The following is an 18294-nucleotide window of genomic DNA, read 5'->3' as shown; positions in this document are numbered from 1 at the left end:
GCAGCGGTCGCAGACTGAGTCCATCCACTTCATTTGGCTCAGGAACGCTCACCATGACGACCCCTTCAACATTGTTTGAACCCATCGCCTTCGCCGGCCTCAATGCCCCTCACCGGGTGGTGATGGCACCCATGACCCGGGCGCGCAGCAGCCAGCCCGGCGACATCCCCAACAGCCTCAACGCGCAGTACTACGCGCAGCGTGCGTCGGCGGCATTGATCGTGACCGAGGCGGCGCAGATTTCCCCTCAGGGCAAGGGTTATTCCTTTACCCCCGGCATCCACACTGAAGCGCAGGTGGAAGGCTGGCAGGGCGTGACCGAGGCGGTGCATGCCGAGGGCGGTCGTATCTTCCTGCAACTGTGGCACGTCGGGCGCCTGTCCCATCCGGACTTCCATCAGGGCGCACTGCCGGTGGCGCCGTCCGCCGAACCCTTTGAAGGACAGATCTGGAAAGTCGACCCGGTCACGGGGCAGGGGGGCATGTTCGATAGCCCGACGCCTCGCGCGCTGACCAAGGCTGAGATCGCACAGATCGTCGACGACTTCCGTCAGGCCGCACGTCGGGCAATCCGGGCCGGTTTCGATGGCGTGGAGATCCATGGCGCCAATGGTTATCTGGTGGATCAGTTCCTGCGCACCACATCCAATACGCGGACCGATGAATACGGCGGCTCGCGCAGCAACCGCCTGCGCTTTCTCAAGGAAGTGGTCGATGCGGTCAGCGATGAAGTCGGGGCCGAACGCACGGCGATACGCCTGGCCCCCTTTCTGACGGCCCGTGGCATGGCCTGCCCGGACATTCTCCCGACCATACTCGAAGCGGCCGAATACCTGCAGGCCAAGGGCATCGGCTATCTGCATCTGGTCGAAGCGGACTGGGACGATGCACCGGTGTTCACCGAGTCGTTCCGTCAGGCGATCCGCCAGCGTTTCACTCGCCCGATCATCGTCGCCGGCAATTACGACCGGGCGCGCGCCGAGTGGGTCATTGGCCAGGGCTATGCAGACCTCGTGGCGTTCGGCAGACCCTTTGTCGCCAATCCGGATTTGCCGCTGCGCCTGGCGCAGGACCTGCCTTTAGCCCCGCTTGATCCTGCCACGCTGTTCGGCGGCACGGCCAAGGGCTACAGCGATTATCCCTCCATCACCTCGGAAGCAACCCCATGCGCTCGTTGATCACTGGCCTGTTGGCCGCCGCTGTCACTGCTACGGTTCTGGGCCAACAGGCAGTCGCCGCAGAACCCACGCTGGTTACCCCCAAAGTGCTGATTGCCGATCCCGGTGCCAAGCCTGAACAGGTCCAGGCGCAGACCCTCGCGGCACGGCGTTACGCAACCTTCTGGTCGTCCGGCGACCCGGCGCTGGCCCGCCTGGCACTGGCGCCTGACTTCATGGACCGCGCCTTGCCGCCGGGACGGGCACAGGGCATCGCCGGGCCCCTGGCGGCGTCCACGGCTTTCCACGCGGCCGTGCCCGACCTGAACTGCGAAGTCCAGCAGATGATCGTCAGCGGCGATCGGGTGGTGTCGTTCCTGCGTTTTACCGGGCACTTCACCGGTACGTTCAACGGTGTGAAAGGCCAGGGTCAGGCGGTGAATTTCATTGCCACCGACATCTACCGCATCGCCGACGGCAGGATTGCCGAAAACTGGCACCTGGAGGACAACCTGACGTTCCTGCAGCAGATTGGCGTTATCGCTCCATGACATAGGTGCCAGGGGGAGGGCAGAGGGGTGGGTACTTGCGCGAGCCGAGCTTCTTCGGTGCCGGCCGGCTATCGATGGCGTAGTACTTGTTGAGTTGCGGCGGTGACATCACCAGGGGCCGGGCATAGATATTTTCGGGGGGGCGCGAACTGCAGCAGCTCGAACATCTCGTTGCGAAACACCACTGCGCCCTTGGCCGTGGCGATATTTTCCCCCCACCTTGAACGGCGCACGGTCGACCTGTCTCGGGAGCTCGCGGTTGGTCAGCATATCCTCGCCGAACTGGCGGCTGCCACGAACCCAATCGCTGGAAGGTGCTGAGTCGCTCGATGTTCCGGGCTTCATCGACGCCTATGATGCCGCGGCGGGTGAGGGAAGAAAGCAAATGATCGACCTGCTGTCTCGTGCTGTCGGCGCGATTATTTTGTCGCGTGCCTGCCCGGATGATTTCGCGCTGGCGGATGAGGTCCTTGAGATGTGCCGCGCTGAAATGTTTGCGCCGTTGCCGGTCGATGAAGTGGAAGCGGTTTAGAAGGGCGGCTCAGTCGAAGTGTGGTTTTCGGTGGAACTTCGATTTTGATACTCGGAGCCGACATTCAACTTTGGGTCAAAGGCTGTGGTTCATGAATGGCTACTTTGGGCCGCTTTTTGCCTGTTGCGAGAGGCAGAAAACGGCTAATAGCGGCCTGTCGACGACCTCAGCGGTTTTCACGTTGCGACATCGCGATGCACCGTCAGGCGGTGAGCGACCTCAATGCGTAATGAGCACGCAGCTCTGACTCAAGGATGTACGACCCAAATGGTTCATCATGCGCTGTCTATCCGGAAGCCTAGAAGCTACATTTTTCAACGCAGAATCAGTGTGGGCCGCTGGGTGCCTAGCCTCAACGCGACCAAGTTGCCCTTTCAAATCCCTTTTGCCAGGCGAGCGGTAAGTTCTAGCGCCTGCGCCCGCAGCGCCTCACAAAACAAATCTACTGCTGCTGAACCCGGTCTATGTTCGGGGCGTATCAACATGACCGAATAAGGGACGCTAACGCTCAGCCGGCGAATCGACAGCCCACTGTGCGCTGCTTCTAGCCCGCTCAATGGGTTGATAATCGCCACTCCTAGCCCTTGCTTGACCATGGCGCATACCGATGCCGCGCTAGTCGTCTCGATGATCGTGCGCCTGTTCACTCCCGCGGCTCTGAAGTGCTGATCCAACCGTTGCCGGTAGGTATCAAGGCTCGCCAGATTGATGAAATTCACCTCGTGAAAGTCGCTCAGCTCCAGTTGGGGCTTGTTCAACAACGGGTGTCGATCCGGTAACACACAAACCAAGCCAGCGCTAAATAGGAGCTCTCCTTGCGCACCTCGTGGCACTTGCTCGACTTCAGTCAAGCCAAGGTCATGCTGCTGTGCCAGCAGTGACTCTTCCAGCAATGGCGACTCCTGTGCAGTGATGCTCACGCTGACACCCGGGTGGCTCTGATGAAACTGCTGGCACACCTCAGGGAGCAAGGCATGAGAGAAGAGCGGCAGGGAAGTAATAGCCAGCCTGCCATGTTCAAAGTTGCGGATCGCCTGGGCGAATCGATCAATGCGCTCCAGGCCGACGTAGGCCCGCTCGACTTCCTCAATCAGCAGCAACGCCTGCGCCGTCGCTAGCAGGCGCCCCCCCTCACGGTCAAACAGGCGCAGCCCAACAACCTGCTCCAACCGAGCCAGTTCACGGCTAATAGTCGGCTGTGACGTGAACAGCAGTCGCGCAGCATTGGTAACGCTGCCGGCAGCCATGATAGCTCGGAATATTTCGATATGGCGCAGCGATAGCTTCATGGAAAGACCAGAAAGGAAAAGACTGGGTATATCAGATGTGAATCGATTAAAGAAAAAAAGCTATTTTTATGAAACTTTTACTCAGTTCATGCTGGTCGCATTCCTGTAACGAGGCACGCTCATGAATGCTGATGCACCTTTTGAATTATTAGCCGCTGCGGTTCGCCGTCATGGTTCGCCACTTTGGGCGTATGACGCCCGGACGATTATTGATCGAATTGAAAAACTGCGCGGCTTCGATACGGTGCGCTACGCGCAGAAAGCCAATCCCAATCTGCATATTCTTCGCTTGATGCGCGAACGGGGGGTGGTGCTCGATGCGGTTTCTTGGGGGGAGGTGGAGCGTGCCTTCGCGGCGGGAGCGTCGGTGGATGGCGATCCAGCGGGTGTTGTGTTGACGTGTGACCTGCTAGATCAAACGACCTTGGCCCGGGTAATCGAATCAAGGATCGAGGTCAATGTCGGCTCGATCGATATGCTTCGGCAGTTGGGGGAGCGATCGCCAGGGCATCGGGTCTGGCTCCGTATCAATCCCGGGTTCGGCCATGGCCACAGTCGCAAGACCAACACGGGAGGCGAAAATAGCAAGCATGGTATCTGGCACGAACAACTGGAAGAGGCACTCGACTGCATTAGCACTTGGGGTCTGCACCTGGTAGGTGTCCATATGCATATTGGCTCGGGCGTGGATTACCCGCACCTGGCGCAGGTAGCTCAGTCGATGACGGACCTCATTGCTCGGCTGGACCGGAACATAGAGGCCTTCTCCCTTGGTGGAGGTCTGGCTACACCGTACACAAGTACCGACAAACCGGTCGATATCAACCTATATGCCCGGATTTGGGCCGCTGCTCGGGAGAAAATCGAGGCAATCCTTGGCCATGCCGTACGCATGGAGATCGAACCTGGACGCTTTCTGCTGGCAGAGTCGGGTTACCTCGTGACCGAGGTTCGCGCTGTGAAGAAGGCAGGTGGCAATACCTTCATTCTGGTCGATGCCGGGTTCAATGACTTGATGCGGCCCGCCTTGTACGGCTCGTACCATCGCATGACCTTGCTCGACGTTGATGGCCTACCAGTGTCTCGCCCTTTGCAACCCACCCTGGTGGCCGGCCCACTCTGTGAGGCTGGTGATGTGTTTACTCAGAGCGAACACGCGTTGGCTCCCCAGGACTTGCCGCAGGCCAGGGTCGGCGACCTGCTGGTGATTCATGATACGGGCGCCTATGGTGCTTCCATGTCTTCGAACTACAACAGTCGCCCCCTGTTGCCGGAGTTACTGATCGAGAACCAAAGCTACCGAATGATAAGGCGGCGGCAGACCGTCCAGGAACTCTTGAATCTGGAGTTGTGCCCATGAGGCGTTCCATCATTGACCATCTGGTCATCGTGTCACCGACACTAGCGGCAGGCGCACAACTGGTCGAAAGGCAATTAGGGGTGAGCATGCAGCAGGGTGGCAATCATCCCCGCATGAGCACTCATAATCTACTTTTACGATTAGGCGACTGTTTTTATCTCGAGGTGATTGCGCCCGACCCCTTGGCGCCGAAACCCAGGAGGCCCAGGTGGTTTGGGCTTGATAAACTAAACGCCCAAGCATCTCCACGTCTGGCCCACTGGGTCGCGCGCACGGAATTTCTGGATGCCGCAGATGAAGAGCTACAGAGTGCTTTTGGTGTTATCGAACCGATGAACAGAGGCGAGCTGTCGTGGAGTATTTCCATCCATACAGACGGACAACTGCCGCTGGATGGAGTAGTGCCCAGCCTGATCGACTGGGGCGACTCGAAGCCACCGGCACAGAGACTTGACGAGAAGGGCTGTCAGTTGCAGCGTCTTGAGATTTTCCATCCCGAACCGGGTGCTGTCGAGCACCATTTGGAAATGATTGGCTTCTGCGGCCCGGTCAAAGTCATACGCAATGACCAATATGGTTTGCGGTCTTATATTGAGACACCGGACGGTCTCAAAATACTGTAGCGAAGGGCCGCTTCTGGTTTGCTCAGCCGAAGCTGCATCTCCTCCAATACGTCGTCTAACCCCGGTCCGCCACCACCGACAGCGTTTCCGACGCTATCGCCTCGCGGGCCTGCTTGGCCATTGAACTGAGTTGATCGCGGTCGGAACCGACGTTGGTCACCTCATGTGCAACGATCAAATGGTGCTGAGTATCGACCGCTGTCTGCACGTTGTAGCCGACGATTCCCGTGCCGCGCGTCATCATGGAGCGAGCGTCTGGGTCGGTCAGTGAGACCTGTTTATCCGGCGATTCATTAAGCTGGATTTCGATCGCTTGAAGCGCCTTCATTTGAGTTTTGAGCTTGGCGATTTTCTCTTCCAGACGCCCGGCACTGGGCTCGGAAGCTGTGGGTTCTTGCCGATCGGCAGCATCGAGTGCCGCCAGGGAACGGTTGATACTCGATTCAATTTCTTCCATGCGCCGCTTCAGTTTGGCGCTGGTGAAATTGCGGTCACGGTTGTTGACGGCTTTGAATTTACTGCCAACGATGGCGACCAGATTTTCTCCAAACAGTCCCAACTGCTGACACAGCACAACGAACTGGCGACAGACGCCTCGGATGGCCTTGCTATTGTCTTTTCGGAAGTGGGCGATGGTCTTGAAATCCGGCATCAAACGCCCGGTCAGCCACATCAGCTCGACGTTGCGTTGAGCTTCTCGCTCCAGCCGTCGGCTCGACTGGATGCGGTTGAGATAGCCGTAGATGTAGATCTTCAGCAAGATCTCGGGGTGGTAAGCAGGCCGACCAGTATCGGCTGGAATGGCACCTTCAAAACCCAGACTGACCAGGTCGAGTTCGTCGACGAAGACGTCGACGACGCGCACCGAATTGGTATCGCTGACGTAGTCGTCGAGGCGCTCGGGAAGTAAGGTGCCTTGGCCTCGATGTTCACCTTGAATGAAGCGCTTCATAGGCGATCCCTGCGATGAAATCCTTAGAAATCATAGCAAGGGTTTTCGGGATGGATAGATACTCAATCGTAGACTTATTGAACCAGTTGCCGGATCCCTAGAGATAAAATCAAACCACCGCATAATCGATCAATAGCTTTTTTCCTCCTTCGATACGCTGAAGCGATCTCAGGTTGCGAAAGAGCGATTGCGACCACTCCATACCAAGTCATCGAAACCACCACTACGACTGCTAGCATCGACAAAAACGTGCTTGGTGAAACGTGGGTGGGGGCTGCCGCTGAGAAAATAGCGGCATAGAACGCCATGGATTTAGGGTTGCCAATGTTCGTAACGACCCCCTGAATGAATGACTGCCGAAAGTTTCCAACGACAGCATTATTACCGGGGGCGCTCTTCCCGGCCTTGAGCAGCAGTCGGAATCCAAACCACATCAGATAGGCTGCCCCCAGAACTTTTACGATCAGCGCCGCCCAAGGGAATGCAGCAAATACAACGCCGATTCCTGCGATTGCACAGGTGGCCCAGAATAAATTGACCAATACGATGCCTGCTACCAAGGTCAAAGCTTCTGACCGCGTAGCAGCTACCGCTTTGTGGACTACTGCAACGAAATTTGGACCTGGAATAACGACACCGGCCAGGTAAACCAAAAAGACTGTCAAAACGGCGGGACCATCGATCATGTGCATTCCTTTGCGAGTGTTGTGGCCGGGGATGGTCATCATTCAGTTAAGGCCGCTCGCGGCTTCAACGTACAACGAAATAAAAATTCGATACAGGGCTTTTGAGGCTAGTGGTGTTTTTACACACTCTAGGCCCAAAGCAGCCGCTTGCAACCGGCAACTTCCAAACTGAAGCAGTCAACCGTCGATCAATCTCGCGGTATCTGGCCAGTCAGATATCCAATGCTCTTGAGAAAAACCCTGGTATCCCGATTAGACCGCAGGCGAACGACGCGGCAAGTTGCTGGCGCAGTCGTCACGAGTTGCTGCATCTTGACCCGCGCCGACTTTTTCGTCCGCCACATGAATCTAAAAAACTCTGGCAGATTCGCCAGCAGTTCGGGGCAGTTCTCCGGCAAGTCTGGCCGAGACTGCCCGCGCTGAAGCAGCGTTCTGAGCAGTACGCGCCAGAATCGAAGCTTGGCCGAACGATCAATCCATATCAAAAGATCTGCGCGGGCCAACCGGTTGGCCCAAGTGGTTGAATGGCCGCCTTCGAATATCCAGCGATCACGGGCCTCGACCTCGTGACAAAGCTGTGTCTTCTCGTCCCAGCTTCGTTCGACCCACCCAGGCTGCCAGTGAATAGTGTCTATATGAACGACTGGCAAGCCCGTGCGCAGGCCAAGCTTACGTGCCAAAGTGCTTTTGCCCGATCCAGGCTGACCCACAATCATCACCCGTTGCATCGAAGCTCCTTCTCACTATGCACGCCGTTTTTTTGGGGGTGGCGATTTTACGTCAACGCCACACTCCGTCAACAACAAGCAGTGAGCGCGACAGACTACTCACGGCCATTCGGCTTAGTGAATAGCATTACGCCGATACGGGGTTTTTTGTTTCGACAGACTCAATCATGGGTGCGTTCTGCACTCAGGCCGAATCTGCATCAGTCTCATCAAACGTCTGTTTGTCGAGATTCAAGACCTGGTTAATCACGTCCTGAGCACTCCCCGTGCCTTCTGCGGTATGGGTCTTGTAGTTGAAGTCGAGTGCTATCCAACCCTGCAACTTCGCCTCATAACTATCAGGGTACTGAGCCTGCTCAATAGCGGGCAAATCCTTGTAGTGTTCAAGCGCTGCAGTAAAGAATTTCGTCAGCTTCCCGGTTCCGTTATATTCCGCCATTGCATTGGCAACAACTTTCTGCCGCCAAGCATATTCCTGATCGAATGACTCACTCAACGCCGCGCGGCGCTCATTAGTCGTAAAACTCCCACTGTCATCGTAGATAATCAATGAGAGTCGATCGCTAGACATACCCGCGAATGGGTTTTTACCGCTGCCATTGACGAATTGCGTCGCATTTTCCGCACGTGCCAATAACTTAGGGTCCTGAGTGTCAGGTACTTCAGTATCATTGGCTTTTTTGTTGGCAAAATAACCATCACCGGAAATCTTGCTCAAAAGCTCACTCGCTTTCGCACCAAGCTCTTTTCTGCTTAAACTCGAGTCCCTTGCCGCCGCACGCGCGGCACTCTCACTCAACTGCAGAGAGAGCGAAGAAAGGCTACTGGTATCTTTCTGGCTGCCAGAAGCAGCGTTTTCAGTTGTCACCTGACTTTTCGTCAGCGATTCATTTTGGCTTACTGTCACACTGGAAACCTGCGTGCCAGAAAGTGTATTTGAGTTTATTGAAATGACCAATGTAACGTCTTCCCTGTTACTAACAGCTATCGTCCCTGGGTCTGTCAGGACTCTGGATTTCTATTCCTGAACGAACTCAACGGCCTCGCTTTCTTGCGTGAGGCTATGGCCCCACAAAGCGTTCAATACCGGGCAAAGTAGCATTGTGGTGGGCGATAGCCTAGTCAACTCAAACGCTGCCCTCACGTTCGATCACCAGAATCCGCGCTTCTCCACGAGGATGCGCAACATGTTCGCATCCAACCCCTGCGAAAACTTCCTCACCATCGTTGACATGCCACTTATTTGGCTGGTCGGTCCAGTGTAGGCGGACAGTGGTCCCATCCATGTTAGCTATGTCGTCAGCCTCCCAAGCGCGAGTGGCGGTGAAATCTTTGCTACGAATAACTCTCATCGATCGCGGTTCTTGAACAGGTAGTATTTCTACCAATCTATCAGAACCTTTGCCCCGCCACTGTTGGCCGAAAGTGGTCGGTCACGACTGGAAGCTTCGGGCCAGTAGCGGCCATTCGCTTAATTGAGTTTCAACCGCCTTCAGCCAGGACTATGGCGACGTAATGAAGCCCAATTGCGGATCAAGTGACGTTGTCAGGACGGTGTGTTGCCCGGACGATTACAGCCTTGGAGCCAGATTTCACCATAAAACCACTAATCCCCTGGCAGCAGTGATTCAAATGCACTTTTAAGGCAAATTAAGTCATTTCCAGACCTACCTGGCTCACTCCTCACTCTTTAAAGTGCAGCGATTATTCAACTATCGGTGTCTTTTATGAATCTATGGTTTCGGCTTCTGTTCATGCTACTCCGCCGACCGTGGCGCAACCCCGCAAAAGCTCTGGGGTCAACCGTCATCCGAATGCGCGTATGGCCTCTAGATCTTGACTTCAATCGACACGTCACCAATGGCCGATATTTCACACTCGCCGATGTCGGACGTATGGATTTCGTTCTGCGCAGTGGTGCGTATCGAGTGGCTATTAGAACGAAAGCGCTACCCATCGTAGGGGACACCTGGGGTAAATTTCGTCGTGAGCTCAGGCTGTTTGAAACGTTTGAAGTCCACACCAGAATGCTGGGCTGGGACGACAAATGGAGCTTTATGGAACATCGGTTTCTGAGCAAAGGACGGGTGATCGGAGTTGTAGTCATGCGGGGTCTATTTCGCTCATCTAAAGGGATTATTCCACCAGGCGAATTTGTTCGGGAGTTGGGATTACTCGAAAAGTCGCCAGCGATGCCGCAATGGCTGACATCGTGGTCGGCTAGCTGCGATGCGATGAGTGGCCAACTCAGAGAAGAAGAAAGCATCAGCGATCAGCCGTCCAGCTAACCTGCTGGTGTTAAGAGCCCCCACTCAGTGAGTCGCCCCGAGTTTCGTAGGCGCCTTCATGCCTCAATGGAGGTCGTCTGAACCAATGAGGACAGTCCGCTTTTGGCTGATTTCTGCCTGTTAGTGATCACTCCGGCGTCATCATCACCGCCAGCGTCATCTTGCTGAGCCTTTCGTTCTGGTCGATCACTTCCAAGGCGCCGCGCACCCTGTCGGGCTATGGCGACCAAGGACTAGTCGCACTGGCGGCGTGCCAGGTCAATGTAAGGAAATTTTCGCGTTGAGGCTGAAGGGCTGCAATCGACCCAAGCGGACGCTCAAACTGTTTGAAAAAAAACGCATTCCGCCATCGTAATTGACAGCAATTGCGATGCAGCGTCCGATTAGGGCTCCATAGTTGGCTATAGGGTGTACCATCAAGCCCTGTCCATCAGATATTAGTCAGTCATGTCCACGCTAAGCGAAGAGAGCCGTCAGATCGTAGCTTCTCTGGCGCACCGTGTTGGTCCTAATGTTGACACTGCAAGGATCGCTCAGGCGATCGTTTCCACTTTGCAGGATATGAACGCGGCCCTTACGCCAATCATCGGCCAGCAAGGGGTTGTCGCGCTATACCGCCGCAGTCTCCATCTGTGCGTCTCCGTACATCCACGGTTGGCCGACACCTATGACAGTGTGCAGGCTGCGCTGGATCTGAATGCCCTCAAGTCAGTACTCGTTGAACAAAGCGAAACCGATGCACTGTTTTTCGGTGAAGTATTGTTGACTACTTTCTACGAGCTGCTGACCACGCTGATCGGGCCCTCGCTCACCGCACGATTGCTTCGTGATGTGTGGGAACCTTCTTTGAGTGACACCCCCTCGCAGGAAAATTCGCCATGAGCACCAAAGTGACTATCAACCGCCTGGCCACCGGTGTGCCAGGTTTGGACGAGGTGCTGGGCGGAGGTTTGCCGGAATTTTCGTTCAACCTGATTGCCGGCCCGCCTGGCTGCGGCAAGACCACCCTGGCACATCAAATGATGTTTGCCCTGGCGACGCCCGAGCGTCCGGCGCTGTTCTTTACGGTGTTGGGTGAACCGCCGCTGAAGATGCTGCGTTATCAGCAACAGTTCGATTTTTTCGACAGCGAAGCGATCAACCACTCGGTCCGCTATATCAACCTGGCGGACGACACGCTGGCGGGCGATCTGGACGAAGTGCTGCGCCGGATCGTCAACGAGGTAGAGACGCATTCACCGGCGCTGGTGTTTGTCGACTCGTTCCGTTCGGTGGTGCTGGCCAGCCAGACCCAGGACAACCCCAACAACAATCTGCCGCAGTTCGTTCAGCAGTTGGGCATGTTGATGACCACTTGGCAGGCAACAACCTTCCTGATCGGCGAATACTTCAACGAAACCGACACCAACCCGATTTTCACCGTGGCCGATGGCCTGATCTGGCTGCGCCAGAGTGTTCAGCGCAACTCCATGGTGCGCAAGATGGAAATCATGAAGATGCGCGGCCAGCCGACCCTGCCCGGGTTGCACACCTTCCGCATCGCCACCTCTGGCATCAAGATTTTTGCGCCGGCTGTACTCAGCCCTGTTGAAGCGCCGCTGGAATATCCGCTCCAGCGCCTGAAAATGGGCGTGCCGCAGCTCGACGAGATGCTGGGTGGCGGTCTGCCTCGGGGGTACTCATTGCTGGTGGCCGGGCCGTCGGGGTCGGGTAAAAGCATTTTGGCGTCCTCCTTCCTTGCGGAAGGTGCGCGCAATGGCGAAACCGGCGTGATCGCGGTGTTCGAGCAACGGCCTAATCACTCGCAGAACGCTACCCTCGCTACGTTGATTAATAACGGTCAGGTCGGCCTCGTGGATAGCCGTACCCCTGATTTGTCCATTGATGAAATCGTGCATTTGCTGTTGAGCGAAATTAGCCGGTTGAAAGCGACCCGCGTGGTCATCGATTCGTTGTCGGGGTTCGAGCTGGCCCTGGCACCGACGTTCCGCGAAGATTTCCGCGAATCGCTGTCGCGTATGGTCACTGCCCTGACCAGCGTCGGCGTCAGTGTGCTGATGACGTCGGAGCTGGAAGATCGTTATACCGATCTGCGTTTCAGTCCTTACGGCACGGCCTTTCTCACCGACGCCATCATTGTCCAGCGCTATATTGAGGTGGAAAGCCGTCTGTTGCGCATCATGGCCGTCGTCAAAGTACGGGCGAGCGCTCATTCGGATGAACTGCGCCTGTACCGGATCGACGATCACGGATTACAGATTGGTGAAATGCTGTCGGACCAGGAAGGCCTGCTCGGCGGACGACCTACCAGACGGCATTTGGGCAAAGATGACAGGTGAATAAACCATCATGAATGAGGCCAATGGCAAGAACGAGCAAGCGCTGGCCACCGCCGCTCGTGAACTGTTCCTGCTTGGCCAGAAGACCGTCGAGGCGCGCGCAGTGCTTGCGGCGCTGCATAAAGAGCTGAACGACGCCAACACCCTGCTCGCCGATAACCAGCAGGTCGAGCAACTGATCGAGGCCAATCAGCAATTGGTGCTGGCGATCCTGTTGGCGCAGTCCGATGCGGAAACACCAAAGCGCACACAGGAAGAGCAACGGCTGTACCTGGAAATGCGCGAAGCCAATGAGCAATTGGTGATCGCCGCGCTCAGCGCGCAACACTTGCAAGCGGCTGCTGAACTGGCGCTGGAACAGCAACGCAAAGTCCTGACGGTGGTGGCCCACGAGCTGCGCAATCCCCTGACGCCCATCAGCATGATTGCCGGTCGACTGGTGCGGGTGCCCAGTGAGGAGTTGCCGCGCATGCAGAAGCTGATCGAAGGTCAGGTGCAGCACATGTCTCGATTGGTGGAGGATTTACTCGACGTTGCCCGCGCCAGCACCGGCAAGTTTCATCTCGATTGCAGCCTTGTCGATATGACGCAGATCATTCATGAGTCGATAGACATCTGTGCCCCCGTCATGATTGCTCACCAGTTGCATTTCAGCGCAGAACTGCCTGACTGCGCGTTGATGGTGAACGGCGATCCTGTGCGGCTGACTCAGATTCTCGGCAACTTGCTGGGCAATGCCGCCAAGTACACCCCGGCGGGCGGCGCTGTCAGCCTTTCAGTCACTGCCGAAGACGGTGTGTTGGTCATAAACATTCGCGATACCGGCATCGGTATTACCGCCAAGGCACTGCCGTTCATCTTTGAGCCCTTTGTGCAAGACGTCCACGCGGTGGGGTTTAACGGGGCAGGTCTGGGCATTGGTCTGACGGTGGTTCGAGAGTTGATCGAGGCCCATGGCGGCACAGTCACCGGCCAAAGCGCCGGAGATGGCAAGGGGAGCGAGTTTGTGGTGACGTTACCGTTGGTCAGCCATTAACTTCTGATTGGCGCCATCTGGCTGAGAACCGAAAAACTGGAGGTTTGGCATTTGGAGACTCAATTTCACAGTTTTTTGCAAGTTTACTTCTGTGGTTGCAGAGCAAGGGCTGTCCCGGGAACTTAATGGGTAGAGCTCATCGCGAAGGTAAGGCGCTTTGATTGAGAGCCTGATTGAGAGCCTGATTGATCAGCCATTTGAGCCTAACAATTTTGCCATGAAAGAAAACCCCTTCATCGTTCTACACTTATGTCTTTGTATCATATGGATCGCGACAGTCATCTCGGTGGTCGATTGGCTCAGTCCTGTAACACGTTGATCGAAACCACCTGGCTCCCTCAGTTGAATGTTCCCAGCTACAAATGACTCCTGTTGGCCGACCTCTGCCGGTCACGAAAGGCGGGAGTCGGCCAAAAAGCGGTCTGTTGCAAATGTTCGTTCTCGTACTTCGCAGCAGACCCGCATGGCAGGATTACCCGCTGAACGCGAAGGGCGATCAGGTCCGCGCCGTATGAAAGGTGATCGCGTAGCCATCGGGATCCCTGGCCACAAAGAAGCGACCGAGTTCTGTATTCCCAACAGGAATCCAATATATAAAATTAATGAATTTTTATTATCGCTTTTTATGACCTAAGTTGATTCAAGGACATGGAGAACCGCCTTGAAATCATTACTACTCAACTCAGCTGAAAAGTTTGATAACACACGGGCCAATGAGTACGGACGACAGAGCCGTATCGCACTGGCAGGTTATGACGCCTGTCAGGACTTGGCGGCGTGCATGCTCGCGGCAAGCCTTGGCAATATGGGCTCGGCAAAAATACTGGTAGTCGGTGCTGGCGGTACGGCGCAGGAGATCATCGCGATGGCCGCGCTTGAGCCGGGCTGGCGCTTCACCGCCGTTGATCCATCTGGGCCGATGCTTGAAACCGCGAAACAGCAGTTAGCCGTGAACAACGTGCTTGAAAGAACGGACCTGCATCTTGGGCACGTTGAAGACTTGGCGGCTGATGAGTCCTACGACGCAGCCACTTTGATCGGTGTACTCCATCATCTCGATGGGGATGATGCCAAAGAACAAATTTTACGATCCATTCGGTCTCGTCTGAAACCGGGAGCTCCGCTGATTGTCGCCGGCAATCAATATGCCTATGCCAGCCAGCCGTTACTCCTCGCTGCCTGGGGGCAACGCTGGCGGCAGCACGGAGCTAGCCCGGACGAAGTGAAAGTCAAGCTGGGTAAAATTCTTCAAGGCGCTGACCCTCCACATTCTGAGGCGGCGGTTCAGAAGCTGTTACATGACGCGGGTTTCGGGGACGCTACCCGTTTTTTCAGCAGCCTGTTCTGGGGTGCCTGGTTGACGTGTAAAACAGTCTGAACAGCAATGGGAGAGGCGGTTTCTGGCCAATCCATTCATCCCTCACCTGTTCATCGAGTCGCCATGATGTGCGTCGCCTTCCATCGCGTCCTCCGGCATCTTGGCGACGACTTGCTGAACGGAAAAAGGGGACGGATTTATTTTACAGAAATAAAATCTATCCCCCTTTTTCAATGATCCAGCCGGAGTCACCCCTTGGTCAGATCAACCAACGGCGTCTGCCGCACCTCAGTCTCCCGCCCACCCTGAATCTCGCTCACCTGCTTCAAGGCCTTATCCACCGCCGCCTTATCCGCCAATAAGCTGTAGCTGATGCGGAATTGCTTGTGTTCCTTCGGCCCAATCGTCGGCACCAAGTCCAGTGGCCGCTGATAACGGCGGTTGTAGGAAAAACTTGTCCCTGGCTCCAGCCCCGTGACATAGCCCTGGCCTTGGGTATCGGTGTTTTTCCATAGGGAAAACACGGGCAGTGTCTGAGTGTTGAAACCGACCGAAACACCCAGGCTGCCGGCCTGGTTATGCAACACGGTTAACGTATCGCCCTTGGCATCGCCATACGGCACCACGTTGTAAACCGTTTCGTCGTAGTCCTTGGTCGGTGCGCGGTAGGTTTGCCAGTCGGGCAGATCGCCCTTGGCCTTGTCGTTGAACGGCGACACCTGTTTCACTGGCGCGGCGAAACGAGCGCCCTGTTCCAGGAACGGGGTGCTGAAGTTACTGTGATACAGCGCCTGGTATTCCTTCGGATAGTCACCGTTGTTGGTCAGGGTGTCGTTGAGGGCGAACACGACGCTGCCGGGTTCGGTGACCAGTTCGGTCGCGACGGAGAAGTCGACCTTCTTGAACGCCTGCTCTTTCAGTTCGCCGCGCAGGGTGATGGCGTACGGTGGTTTTTCATCGATGTGCAGGGTGACTGTGCTCGCAGGAATGTTGGCGGCCCGACCGTGCAGGGTCAGCAATTCGCCGTTGTCGACGCCGGGGTGGCCGACCCATTCGTATCCGCAGCGGGTGACCAGCTCATTGAAACCTTCCAGCCAGCCCAGACCACCGCGGCCATTGAGTTCGATAAAGGACGGATTGACCACTTCCTTGACCGGCGAATCCCAGCCCATGCGCACATTGCCGACCGAGGCCTGCAAGACGTTCATTCCGCGAGTCGGCACTACCGAGAGTTTCATCGTGCCATTATCGATATCGACGATGCTGACGCCCTCCTGCCGACCGCCGTGCAAGGTGCGCAGGGTGACACTGAAGGGTTTGTCGGTTTGTACGCCGAGTTGCTGGCTGGTGATCTGCCAGTTCTGGGCGGCTTTGTCGGTGTCGAGCAGAACGTAATCCCAGGCCATGGCGTGGGAGGCAGCGGACAGTGCGCTGAGGGCAACAAAGAGTTTAAGCGGAATCATGGCAGCAGCCTTTCTTGGAGTTGTGCCATTTTTATAGACGTGATGAAACGTTTCAGCAAGCTTAAAAATCAACAGAACATCGGCAAACGACAAGAAAGATTTGGGACGAATCGGAAAATTGAGTCGATGCCATGGCGAGCAAGCGCTTTCCCTCATGGTTCCAAACATGACGTCCGGGCGACCAGCGTCATATTCGTTGAAGATCAGCGCCCTGGGCCGGCAGTGCCCAGGGCAGATGCCTTCCTGCCGTTCACACGTTCGGTATGTGCTGCGGGCAAGATGAGGGCTTAGTGAACCATCACCTCGTCCAGTGCCTGCTCGAGGGTGCTGACCGTGCGCTCGATATTGTGCAGCTTCTCGAGCCCGAACAGACCGATGCGGAAGGTCTGGAAGTCGGCCGGCTCGTCGCATTGCAACGGCACTCCGGCAGCGATCTGTAGGCCGTGGTCGGCAAATTTCTTGCCGCTCTTGATGTCGGCATCATCGGTGTAGCTCACCACTACGCCAGGGGCCTGAAAGCCGGCTGCGGCCACGCTTTTGATGCCTTTGCCGGTCAACATGGCGCGCACCCGATCGCCCAGCGCCTGTTGTTCGCCGCGGACCTTGTCGAAACCGTAGGCTTGCGTCTCTTTCATCACTTCGTTAAATCGCGCGAGGGAATCGCTGGGCATGGTCGCATGGTAGGCATGTCCGCCCTGTTCGTAGGCCTGCATGATCTGAAGCCACTTTTTCAGGTCGCAGGCGAAGCTGCTGCTCTGCGTCTGTTCGATGCGCTCGAGGGCTAAGGAACTGAACATCACCAGGGCGCAGCAAGGGGAGGCGCTCCAGCCTTTCTGCGGTGCGCTGATCAGCAGGTCGACTGCGCATTTGTGCATATCAACCCAAAGCGTGCCTGAGGCGATGCAGTCCAGCACGAACAGGCCACCCACCGCATGCACGGCGTCGCCGACGGCCCGCAGATAGTCGTCTGGCAGGATAATCCCTGATGAGGTTTCAACGTGGGGGGCGAAGACAATCTGCGGCTTCTGCGTCTCAATGGCTGCCAGCACTTCGTCCAGAGGGGGTGGGGCATAGGCAGCCTGGCGACCCGTGTCGACCGGTCGGGCTTTCAGCACTGTGGTGGCCGCCGGGATGTTGCCCATCTCCAGGATCTGGCTCCAGCGATAACTGAACCAGCCGTTGCGTATCACCAGGCATTGCTGGCCGGTGGCAAACTGTCGCGCCACCGCCTCCATGCCGAACGTGCCGCTGCCCGGGACCACCGCAACAGCCTGGGCGTTGTAGACCTGTTTCAGGGTCCTGGAAATGTTCTTCATCACGCCTTGAAATGACTGCGACATGTGGTTGAGCGAGCGGTCGGTATAGACCACTGAGTACTCGACCAGCCCCTCGGGATCGATACTGGGATAGAGCTTTGACATGGATGACTCCTTTGGCAGAGATATCAGTGGTATCGACCCTGCCCTAAGCCCTGGCAAATGACAAGATTGCTCGGGATTGAATGGCGACTTCTCACTCAGGAAAATGCAGCTTCTACAAATGCCTCTAAAGCCTTGTCTTCCAGGATTTCGATAGAGAAGTGTCCGAAGCGCTTGGGCAACCAGATAATGCGTGTCCCGGACGGGGATTGCAGGTTCGCACGGGCCAATGGCTTTCCGTTTTCGTCTTCTGGCTGAACACCGGCGACCACCAGTTCGTCGTAGGCCTTCTCGATGTCCGGCGTCGAATAGCAGTGGCGATAAATCATCCCTTCTCCCGAGGCGTCCAATAGCTCCCTCAGGTTCCCCGCCAATGGCTGTACCAACATGAAACGCTCTTGACCGATCAGCGCAATCGCGTAGCGCACGTGCAGACCATCTCGTTCCCAAACGAGCGTTTTGGAGATCCTGGCATTGAGTATCTGTGCGTAGTAAGCACAGGCCTCTTCGAGATTATTGACCAGTACATCTACGTGACTGAACTTCAGATCCAT

The 18294-nt window shown here is 56.3% G+C and carries 18 protein-coding genes and 2 pseudogenes; 10 read left to right on the top strand and 10 right to left on the bottom strand.

All coding sequences use genetic code 11. The annotated features are described in order from the left end of the window. Window positions 1-53: 53 nt before the first annotated feature. Together BLV61_RS03985 and BLV61_RS03980 are read left to right on the top strand one after the other, a co-directional pair. Window positions 54-1178 (top strand): alkene reductase, encoded by a 1125-nt coding sequence (locus tag BLV61_RS03985; RefSeq protein ID WP_047530260.1) that lies wholly within the window; start codon window positions 54-56, stop codon window positions 1176-1178. Further along, window positions 1166-1708 (top strand): ester cyclase, encoded by a 543-nt coding sequence (locus BLV61_RS03980; RefSeq protein ID WP_090462678.1) that lies wholly within the window; start codon window positions 1166-1168, stop codon window positions 1706-1708. Before BLV61_RS03985 ends, BLV61_RS03980 begins: the two co-directional genes overlap by 13 nt. A 68-nt stretch (window positions 1709-1776) precedes the next feature. Here BLV61_RS03980 and BLV61_RS31515 read toward each other — a convergent pair whose 3' ends face one another. After that, window positions 1777-1890: a hypothetical protein gene (locus BLV61_RS31515; RefSeq protein WP_244159956.1), complete on the bottom strand. Its 114-nt coding sequence runs from the start codon at window positions 1888-1890 to the stop codon at window positions 1777-1779. 119 nt (window positions 1891-2009) lie between these two features. Between BLV61_RS31515 and BLV61_RS03970 the strand changes: the two are divergent. Beyond that, window positions 2010-2240 (top strand): annotated as a pseudogene (locus BLV61_RS03970) (TetR/AcrR family transcriptional regulator); the annotation flags it as partial. 374 nt (window positions 2241-2614) lie between these two features. On the opposite strand, the gene BLV61_RS03965 reads toward BLV61_RS03970, so the two are convergent. After that, a complete protein-coding gene (locus tag BLV61_RS03965) occupies window positions 2615-3529 on the bottom strand; it encodes a LysR family transcriptional regulator (protein WP_090462676.1) in 915 nt (304 codons plus the stop codon). Between the two features lie 121 nt (window positions 3530-3650). Here BLV61_RS03965 and lysA point away from each other — a divergent pair, with 121 nt between their 5' ends. Then, the gene (gene lysA, locus BLV61_RS03960) at window positions 3651-4889 is read left to right on the top strand and encodes a diaminopimelate decarboxylase (protein WP_090462673.1); all 1239 of its coding nucleotides are present in this window, start codon (window positions 3651-3653) and stop codon (window positions 4887-4889) included. After that, entirely contained in the window at window positions 4886-5512 is a 627-nt protein-coding gene (locus BLV61_RS03955) for a VOC family protein (RefSeq protein WP_090462670.1), read from the top strand. The genes lysA and BLV61_RS03955 overlap by 4 nt, the downstream gene beginning before the upstream one ends. A gap of 58 nt (window positions 5513-5570) precedes the next feature. On the opposite strand, the pseudogene BLV61_RS03950 reads toward BLV61_RS03955, so the two are convergent. From BLV61_RS03950 to BLV61_RS03930, 5 genes and pseudogenes are all read right to left on the bottom strand, one after another. Continuing rightward, a pseudogene (locus BLV61_RS03950) lies at window positions 5571-6464 on the bottom strand (IS1182 family transposase); the annotation flags it as partial. Window positions 6465-6538: 74 nt separating this feature from the next. After that, complete coding sequence (locus tag BLV61_RS03945) at window positions 6539-7150, bottom strand: LysE family translocator (RefSeq protein WP_090462667.1); 612 nt, start codon at window positions 7148-7150, stop codon at window positions 6539-6541. Window positions 7151-7338: 188 nt separating this feature from the next. Beyond that, window positions 7339-7878, bottom strand: a complete 540-nt coding sequence (locus BLV61_RS03940) for a P-loop NTPase family protein (RefSeq protein ID WP_090462663.1) — start codon at window positions 7876-7878, stop codon at window positions 7339-7341. 184 nt (window positions 7879-8062) lie between these two features. Beyond that, the gene (locus tag BLV61_RS03935) at window positions 8063-8785 is read right to left on the bottom strand and encodes a hypothetical protein (protein ID WP_244159799.1); all 723 of its coding nucleotides are present in this window, start codon (window positions 8783-8785) and stop codon (window positions 8063-8065) included. Window positions 8786-9005: 220 nt separating this feature from the next. Beyond that, the gene (locus BLV61_RS03930; protein ID WP_090462660.1) at window positions 9006-9230 is read right to left on the bottom strand and encodes a cupin; all 225 of its coding nucleotides are present in this window, start codon (window positions 9228-9230) and stop codon (window positions 9006-9008) included. 375 nt (window positions 9231-9605) lie between these two features. On the opposite strand from BLV61_RS03930, the gene BLV61_RS03925 reads away from it, so the two are divergent. The 5 genes from BLV61_RS03925 (at window position 9606) to BLV61_RS03905 (ending at window position 14919) form a co-directional block, all read left to right on the top strand. Beyond that, window positions 9606-10166 carry a thioesterase family protein gene (locus BLV61_RS03925; RefSeq protein ID WP_090462658.1) on the top strand — a complete coding sequence of 187 codons (561 nt, stop codon included), beginning with the start codon at window positions 9606-9608 and terminating at the stop codon, window positions 10164-10166. 447 nt (window positions 10167-10613) lie between these two features. Further along, window positions 10614-11048 (top strand): hypothetical protein, encoded by a 435-nt coding sequence (locus BLV61_RS03920; RefSeq protein WP_047530251.1) that lies wholly within the window; start codon window positions 10614-10616, stop codon window positions 11046-11048. After that, on the top strand, window positions 11045-12505 hold the full coding sequence (locus tag BLV61_RS03915; RefSeq protein ID WP_047530250.1) for an ATPase domain-containing protein: 1461 nt from the start codon (window positions 11045-11047) through the stop codon (window positions 12503-12505). Before BLV61_RS03920 ends, BLV61_RS03915 begins: the two co-directional genes overlap by 4 nt. 10 nt (window positions 12506-12515) lie before the next feature. Then, on the top strand, window positions 12516-13541 hold the full coding sequence (locus BLV61_RS03910) for a sensor histidine kinase (protein ID WP_090462655.1): 1026 nt from the start codon (window positions 12516-12518) through the stop codon (window positions 13539-13541). 661 nt (window positions 13542-14202) lie between these two features. Then, window positions 14203-14919 (top strand): class I SAM-dependent methyltransferase, encoded by a 717-nt coding sequence (locus tag BLV61_RS03905; RefSeq protein WP_047530246.1) that lies wholly within the window; start codon window positions 14203-14205, stop codon window positions 14917-14919. A gap of 188 nt (window positions 14920-15107) precedes the next feature. Here the strand turns inward: BLV61_RS03905 and BLV61_RS03900 are convergent, their stop codons facing one another. From BLV61_RS03900 to BLV61_RS03890, 3 genes are all read right to left on the bottom strand, one after another. After that, a complete protein-coding gene (locus BLV61_RS03900) occupies window positions 15108-16322 on the bottom strand; it encodes an aldose 1-epimerase family protein (RefSeq protein WP_090462652.1) in 1215 nt (404 codons plus the stop codon). Between the two features lie 287 nt (window positions 16323-16609). Beyond that, window positions 16610-17743, bottom strand: coding sequence for an aminotransferase class V-fold PLP-dependent enzyme (locus BLV61_RS03895; protein WP_090462650.1), 1134 nt, complete (start codon window positions 17741-17743; stop codon window positions 16610-16612). Between the two features lie 95 nt (window positions 17744-17838). After that, complete coding sequence (locus BLV61_RS03890) at window positions 17839-18294, bottom strand: VOC family protein (RefSeq protein ID WP_090462647.1); 456 nt, start codon at window positions 18292-18294, stop codon at window positions 17839-17841.

The organism is Pseudomonas mohnii (assembly GCF_900105115.1).
GTDB classification, from domain to species: Bacteria; Pseudomonadota; Gammaproteobacteria; order Pseudomonadales; family Pseudomonadaceae; genus Aquipseudomonas; species Aquipseudomonas mohnii.
This window is presented reverse-complemented; position numbering and strand designations above follow the sequence as displayed.